This is a genomic window from Streptomyces carpinensis, assembly GCF_002154505.1.
Taxonomy (GTDB): domain Bacteria; phylum Actinomycetota; class Actinomycetes; order Streptomycetales; family Streptomycetaceae; genus Streptomyces; species Streptomyces carpinensis.
In genome coordinates, this window is sequence record NZ_MUBM01000464.1 from 1 (window position 1) to 7,126 (window position 7,126).

Sequence of the window (7,126 nt, forward strand, 5' to 3'; positions counted from 1 at the left end):
ACGGTCACCGGCCGGGACACCCCCGACACCAAGAACCACCTGGCGTACGCCCTGAGCCTGAGCGGCGAGGGCAAGCGGGAGACGGCGGCGGTCACGGTCGATGACGCCTGTGCCGGCCGGACCGCGCGGGCGCGCCGCGCGCAGAGCGTGGACGTGCTGCGCTTCCGCGCGCCGAACCCGGCCGCCCGGGTGACGAAGGAGTGCCGGGCGCAGCCGCGGCGCGAGGTGGACACACGACTGCGGGCCGGCCGGACCGGCGGGCCCACCCTGCCGTTCATGTCGGTGCGCTTCATGCGGATCTTCGGGTGCGGACAGCCCGGGTGGCCGCCGTTCCGGCCTCCCGCGACGCGGGCGCGCCTCGCCAGGGGGTCCGGCGGAACCTGCTCACCCGATGGGGTGACCCCGGGGCGGGGGCCGCCGACCCGCCGGGGATATTGGGAATATACGGTTAATGTCCCGTAGATCCCTGTCCGTTCGCGCCTTCGCGCGCGCTCCGGTCCCCGCTCCCGCGCCGGTCCGGTGAGCACCGGCGTCCTCGCCCGGCGGCGCTCCGCGCGCGGCGCGACCGCGCTGCGCGGCGGCCCCGTCCTGCGTCCGAGCCCCTATCTGGTGTGCGGCGCCCTGTTCTGGCTGGTGATGTCGCTGGCCTACTGGAGGGTGCCGCTGTGCTGCGACGCCGGCCAGCACGCGGCGGTGATCGAACGCCTCAGGGTGGACCTGCTGCATCCCCGCCACCCGATGGCCGACCTGCCGGGCGCGGGCAGCCCGTACTACTCGCCGTACGCCCTCGCGGAGGGCGTGTTCGCCCGGCTGACCGGGCTGTCCGGCCGGCATGTGCTGCGGCTCGCCGGGCCGCTGAACCTGCTGGTGCTGCTGACCGGCCTCGGGCGTTTCGTGCGCGCCCTGACCGCCCGGACCTGGGCGCCGGTGCTCGCACTGGGCGCGGTGACCCTGCTGTGGGGCACGGATCGGGCCTCATGGAGCGGCTATCTCGGGCTGATGTCCATGACGGGCAACCTCGGCTATCCGTCGACGTTCGCGCTCGGCCTGACCCTGTGGGCGTGGGCGCTGACGGCGGCACGGGCGCGGGACGCGGGGAGGGTGCGTTTCGTGGGGCCGAGCGGACTGCCCGGCTTCTGCGGCTACGCGGCACTGGGCCTGCTGTACGGGCTGATCCTGCTGGTGCATCCGATCACGTCGGTGGCCGCCGCGATGGGGGCGGCGGCGTGCGTGGCGGGCCGGCAGCGCCGGTGGCGGGCGGCGGTCGCGGGCCGCTGGCTCCTGGCGGGGGCCGTGTGCCTCGCGTCGGCGGCGAGCTGGCCGTACTTCGACGTGTTCGCGCTGGTCGGGGACGACCGGCTCGACGGGCTGCACCAGGGGCTCTACGACGACCTCGGCGGCCGCTTCTGGCTGGCCCTGCTCGGACTGCCCGCGCTGTGGCTGCGGGCGCGCCGGTCACGGTGGCGGGACCCGCTGGTGCTGATGTTCCTGCTCGACTGCCTCGTCGTGGCGTACGGATGGCTCAGCGGCCACTTCACCTACGGCCGGATCCTCGGACCGGCCCTGCTGGGGCCGCAGCTCGCACTCGCCGTGGAGCTGGCGGCGCCACGGCCCTGGGTGCCGTGGCGCCGGCTGCTGGGCATGTTCGCGGCCACGGGCGCCTGCGTGGGGTTCCTCGGCGTGCAGGCCGGGGCGGTGGTGCCGCGCTCGCTGGATCCGGTCGGCTTCGACCAGCCGCCGCGCTGGCCGTCGTACGACTGGGCGGCGCGGTGGATGCGGCGGGGGGACGTGGTGCTCGCCGACGGCTACTACGCCCAGCACGCCATCGCCGGGTACGGCGTGAACCTCGTCGCGCCCATCTGGCCGGACACCGCGCTGGACGAGCGCGAGCGGCAGCGGCGGGCCGCCGCCGTCCACGCCTACCTCGCTCCGGGGACGCCCCCCGCCGGCCGGTCCGCCGTGGTCCGCCGCTACCGCGTGCGCTGGCTGCTGCTGCCGCGGTGGCGCGAGGTGCCGCGGGAGGCGGTGGTGGTGGCGTGGAGCCGGCGGACCGGGGAGGTACTGGCGCGGATCGGAGGACCGGCCACCGGCGGCCGGGGGTGACCGCCTCGCGGGCCGCAGGCCTACTCGACGACGAGTTCGACCGGGATGTTGCCGCGGGTGGCGTTGGAGTACGGGCAGACCTGGTGCGCCTGCTCGACCAGCTTGCGGCCGGTGGCCTGGTCCACGTTGTCCGGCAGCTCGATGCGCAGGGTGACGGCGAGCGCGAAGCCCTCGCCCTGCTTGCCGAGGCCGACCTCGCCGGTGACCGCGGCGTCGCTCACGTCCACCTTGGCCTGGCGGCCGACGAGGGCGAGGGCGCTGGCGAAGCAGGCGGCGTAGCCGGCGGCGAACAGCTGCTCGGGGTTGGTGCCCTGCCCGTTGCCACCGAGCTCCACCGGCGGGGCCAGCTGCACGTCCAGCTTGCCGTCGGAGCTGAAGGCGCGGCCGTCACGGCCGTGGGTGGCGGTGGCGACGGCGGTGTAGAGCGCGTCCATGGAAAACCATCCCTCTCAGAAGTCTGCGGACGGCCGCGGACCGGGTGTCCTCGCGTCCGGGGATAAGTAGAGCACGCAATTCAGTTGTGCACAACTGAATGATGTCAGAGCTATCCTGAGGGCATGACGACCGAGGTTCCGCCCAGCGCCCAGCCGGACACCGCACCGGAGGAGGACTGGCTGCGCCTGGACAGCCAGATCTGCTTCTCGCTGCACGCCGCCTCGCGCGCCTTCACCGGCGTCTACCGCGTGCTCCTGAAGGAACTCGGGCTGACCTACCCGCAGTACCTGGTGATGCTGGTGCTGTGGGAGCACGGCCGGACGCCCGTGAAGAGGCTCGGCGAGCATCTGCGCCTCGACTCCGGAACGCTGTCCCCGCTGCTCAAGCGGCTCGAGGCGGCCGGCCTGGTGACCCGGGAGCGCAGCGCGCGGGACGAGCGGTCGGTCGAGGTGCTGCTGACCGGCCAGGGCACGGCGCTGCGCGAGCGCGCCACGCTGGTGCCGCGCCGGATCATGGCGGCGACCGGCTTCACCCTCGACGAGATCGTCGACCTGCGCACCCGGCTCGACCGGCTCACCGGCGCGCTGGACGCGGCGGCGCTGGAGGAGGCGCCGGACTGCCGGTGACCCCTGCACCCGGGAAAGCGCGGGCGATTTAATACTGTTTGCCTGTTCTTCAGACAATTGACGGCGTATCGGCGCGTGCGTGACATTCACGCGGTTTACGATCCGCCGTGATGAGTGCCTTCCAGAGCGTGCCGCGTGCCCTCGCGCGCGCGTCGACGAGACACCGCCTCCTCGCCCTGACGGCCGCCTGGCTGCTCAGCCGCGCCCTGATGCTGTGGCTGCTCGCCCACAACACGGTGCCCCTGCTGGGCCGGGGCGCGGTGGCGCGTGAGGTGTGGAAGCTGTACCAGCACTGGTACGCCGTGCTGTCCCACGGCGCCTTCCCTGCGCACGACACGCTCTGGCAGTACCCGCCGGGCGCCGGAGTGGTGCTGCTCTCGCCCGCGCTGCTACCGGGCCTGACGTACTTTCAGGCGTTCGTGGCGCTCACCCTGGCCTTCGACGCGGTGATCACGCTGGCGCTGGCCGGCGTGGGCACCCGACCGGGCCGCAGCCTGCGCGGCGCCGGCTACTGGACGCTGGGCCTGCCGCTGCTGATGCACATCCCGCTCGCCCGCTACGACGTCCAGGTCACCGCCTTGGCCGTGCTCGCCCTGCTGGCGCTCGGGCGCTCCAGCCGCGTGAGCGGCGCCTTCGCCGCGCTGGGCGCCCTGGTGAAGGTGTGGCCGGCCCTGGTCCTGCTGGGCACGCCCCGGGGCCGTACGACTCGCTCGGCGTGGACCTGGGCGGCCGTCACGGGGGCCGTCGTCGGCCTGCTCCTCGCCGGGGTGTTCCGCAACCCGCTGGCGTTCGTGCGCCAGCAGGGCGGCCGGGGCGTGCAGATCGAGTCGTTCGGCGGCACGGTGCTGTCCTTCGCGACCCACGCCGGCTGGCCGGGGAAGGTGCGGTACCAGTACGGGGCGCTGGAGTTCACCGGGCCGCACGTGACGACCGTCGCGCGGGCCGCGCTGGTGCTGTCGGCGGCGGCCTTCGCGCTGCTGCTGCTGTGGCGGATCCGGGCCCGGCGCTGGACGCCGGCGACGCCGTACGACGCGGCGCTGAGCGCCGTGCTCCTGTTCACCGTGACCAGCCGGGTGATCAGCCCGCAGTACATGATCTGGCTGCTCGGGCTGTCCGCGGTGTGTCTGACCTCACGGCGGACCACGCAGCGCCCGGTGGCGGCGCTGATCGCGGCGGCGAGCCTGGTCAGCGCGATCGCCTACCCGATGCTCTATCCCCAGGTTGCCGCCTGCACCTGGGCGGGGTGTGCCCTGATGCTCGTACGCAACGGTCTGCTCGCCGTCGCCGCGGTACTCTCTTTCGCCCGGCTGTGGCACTCGACGAGATCGGTGGTACCCGCAAGACAACCGAAGCCGGACACACACCGTCTTCCGCACGGGACACTAAGTCCCTCTTAACGGGAGATTACCGTCCGTACCTACGATTGCCGCCCGTGGACTCCATGCACCCCCACCAGAGCCAGAGCCCCGACCAGAATCCCCACGTCGGCGTCGTCGTCATCGGATACAACGACGCCGCCCACATCGCCCACGCGGTGCGCTCGGCGCTCGCGCAGGGACCGGCCGTCCGTGAGGTCGTCGCCGTGGACGACTGTTCGACGGACGACAGCCACGAGCTTCTTACCCGCCTCGCCGCCACGGAGCCGAGGCTGCGGGTGATCCGCCGGGAGACCAACAGCGGCGGCTGCGGCAGCCCGCGCAACACCGGGATCGACGCGGTGACCTCGCCGTACGTGATGTTCCTCGACAGCGACGACGAGCTGCCCGCGGGCGCGGTGGACGCGCTGCTCACGGCCGCCGAGGAGGAGCGGGCGGAGGTCGCGGCGGGCCTGTGCGTGCGCCGGGAGCTGCCCTCTGGGCGCGAGACGCCCTGGCAGGAGGCGCTGTACGCGCAGAGCGCCGTGCTGACGCACCCCGCGCGGCTGCCCGCCCTGGTCCAGGACACCCTCTGCGTCAACAAGCTGTACCGCACCGACTTCCTGCGCGAGCATGACATCCGCTTCCCCGACGGCCGCTTCCCCTACGAGGACTTCGTGTTCACCGCGCGGGTGCTGGCCGCCGGGCCGCGCATGGCCCTCGTCCCGGACCGCGTCTACCTCTGGCACGTGCGGCGCTCCGCCGACCGGCTGTCGATCTCCCTGGACCGCGCGCACGTCGACAACTGGCGGGCGCGCACGGAGGCGAGCCGGCAGGCGTACGAGATCCTGCTGAACGCCGGGCGCAAGGAGCTCGCGCGGGCGGCCCGCACCAAGTTCCTCGACCACGAGCTGCGCATGTACGTGCGTGAGCTGGGCCTGCGCGACGCGGAGTACCGGCGCGCGTGGTGGGCGCACACGCGGGAGTACCTCGGGGAGTACGACGCGGCGGACTGGACCGTCAACCCGTCGGCACCCGGAAGGCTCCTCGCACGGGTGATCCTTGCCTCGCCCGAGCCGCGCGATCTGCCCCGGCTGAAGGAGCTCGCCGCCCGCCCGGCCCGGCTCTGCCCGCCCTACGCGCGGGACAGCCACTCCACGCCGGTCTGGGCGGAGGACCTGCCCCGGGTCACCCTGGAGCCGTTCCTGACCAGGCAGGCGCACCTCCTCCCGCTCGCCGTGGACGCGGCACTGCGCCCCCGCGCGCGGGGGGCCGGCGTGCTGCGGCTGCGTCTGCACGAGATGTACGGCCGGGTGGCCGCGGCGGACCCCCGAACGCTGGACGTGCAGTGGCGGCACCGGGAGACGGACCGGACGGTCCGGTGCACCACCGTCCCCCTCACCCGCTCCGGAGACGACACCTGGTCGGCCGAGACGCCCGTGGACCTGGCGGCACTCGGAGCCGGCACCTGGGACCTCCGCCTGCGGCTGCGCTTCGCCGACGGCTCGGCCCGCGAGGTGACGGCACACGCCCGCGCGGGCGCCGGGCTGCTGCGCCGCACCGTCGTGCCCAGCCTGAGGTTCGGCATCCTGCTGGCCCAGCCCTACGCCACGCACTCCGGCGCGCTCGCCGTGCGCGTGGCGACCGGTCTGCGCGGCGCCGCATCGGTGCTCCGCGGCAGGCTCCGCCGCCTGCTGCGCTGATCTGATCCGCCCCCACCCGCGTACCCGACCCCTGACTCCGACCGACGAGGAGACCCCCCACATGACCTGGCTGATCACCGGCGGCGCCGGCTACATCGGCGCGCACGTCGTCCGCGCGATGACGGAGGCGGGCGAGCAGGCCGTGGTGTACGACGACCTCTCCACCGGCGTCGCCGCACGCGTCCCGGACGGGGTCCCGCTGGTGGTCGGTTCCACGCTGGACGGGGAGCGGTTGGCTCGGGTCCTGGCCGAGCACGACATCACCGGCGTCGTGCACCTTGCGGCGAAGAAGCAGGTCGGCGAGTCGGTGGACCAGCCGCTGCGCTACTACCGGGAGAACGTCGAGGGCCTGCGCGTCCTGCTGGAGGCCGTGACGGCGGCGGAGGTCGCCGCGTTCGTGTTCTCCTCCTCGGCCGCCGTGTACGGCATGCCGGCCACCGCGCGGGAGGACGCGCTGGTCACGGAGGAGACTCCGTGCGCGCCCATGAGCCCCTACGGCGAGACGAAGCTGGCGGGCGAGTGGCTGGTCCGCGCGACCGGCCGGGCCACGGGCCTGTCCACGGCGTCCCTGCGCTACTTCAACGTGGCGGGCGCGGCGAGCCCGGAGCTGGCGGACATCGGCGTGTTCAACCTCGTCCCCATGGTCTTCGAGAAGCTGACGGAGAACGCGCCCCCGCGCATCTTCGGCGACGACTACCCCACGCCCGACGGCACCTGCATCCGTGACTACATCCACGTGGTGGACCTCGCGGAGGCCCACGTGGCCACGGCCCGCGCGCTGCGGTCCTCCCCCGGCCTCGACCTGACCCTGAACATCGGCCGCGGCGAGGGCGTGTCGGTACGCCAGATGATCGACACCATCAGCGCCGTCACCGGCCACCACCGCCCCCCGACGGTCACCCCC

6 protein-coding genes and 1 pseudogene are annotated in these 7,126 nt (G+C 73.8%); 6 read left to right on the plus strand and 1 reads right to left on the minus strand.

All coding sequences use genetic code 11. The features are described 5' to 3' along the window. Positions 1-342 (plus strand): annotated as a pseudogene (locus BZY54_RS52535) (hypothetical protein); the annotation flags it as partial. A 177-nt stretch (positions 343-519) separates the two neighbouring features. Continuing rightward, complete coding sequence (locus BZY54_RS43465) at positions 520-2,103, plus strand: hypothetical protein (protein WP_086730873.1); 1,584 nt, start codon at positions 520-522, stop codon at positions 2,101-2,103. Between the two features lie 20 nt (positions 2,104-2,123). On the opposite strand, the gene BZY54_RS43470 is transcribed toward BZY54_RS43465, so the two are convergent. Beyond that, a complete protein-coding gene (locus BZY54_RS43470) occupies positions 2,124-2,537 on the minus strand; it encodes an organic hydroperoxide resistance protein (protein ID WP_086730874.1) in 414 nt (137 codons plus the stop codon). 123 nt (positions 2,538-2,660) lie between these two features. Between BZY54_RS43470 and BZY54_RS43475 the strand changes: the two genes are divergently transcribed. The 4 genes from BZY54_RS43475 to galE all read left to right on the plus strand — a co-directional run. Continuing rightward, positions 2,661-3,164: a MarR family winged helix-turn-helix transcriptional regulator gene (locus tag BZY54_RS43475; protein ID WP_086730875.1), complete on the plus strand. Its 504-nt coding sequence runs from the start codon at positions 2,661-2,663 to the stop codon at positions 3,162-3,164. A 110-nt stretch (positions 3,165-3,274) separates the two neighbouring features. Next, positions 3,275-4,561 carry a glycosyltransferase family 87 protein gene (locus BZY54_RS43480; protein ID WP_086730876.1) on the plus strand — a complete coding sequence of 429 codons (1,287 nt, stop codon included), beginning with the start codon at positions 3,275-3,277 and terminating at the stop codon, positions 4,559-4,561. A 44-nt stretch (positions 4,562-4,605) separates the two neighbouring features. Beyond that, the gene (locus BZY54_RS43485) at positions 4,606-6,222 is read left to right on the plus strand and encodes a glycosyltransferase family 2 protein (RefSeq protein WP_086730878.1); all 1,617 of its coding nucleotides are present in this window, start codon (positions 4,606-4,608) and stop codon (positions 6,220-6,222) included. A 61-nt stretch (positions 6,223-6,283) separates the two neighbouring features. Next, the coding region (gene galE / locus BZY54_RS43490; protein ID WP_086730877.1) for a UDP-glucose 4-epimerase GalE at positions 6,284-7,126 on the plus strand (843 nt) is incomplete at its 3' end.

What these genes read in the sequence shown, in the direction of transcription:
- BZY54_RS43470 (WP_086730874.1), bottom strand. Translation starts at nt 2,537, where the DNA reads ATGGACGCGCTCTACACCGCCGTCGCCACCGCCACCCACGGCCGTGAC.
- BZY54_RS43475 (WP_086730875.1), top strand. Translation starts at nt 2,661, where the DNA reads ATGACGACCGAGGTTCCGCCCAGCGCCCAGCCGGACACCGCACCGGAG.
- BZY54_RS43480 (WP_086730876.1), top strand. Translation starts at nt 3,275, where the DNA reads ATGAGTGCCTTCCAGAGCGTGCCGCGTGCCCTCGCGCGCGCGTCGACG.
- BZY54_RS43485 (WP_086730878.1), top strand. Translation starts at nt 4,606, where the DNA reads ATGCACCCCCACCAGAGCCAGAGCCCCGACCAGAATCCCCACGTCGGC.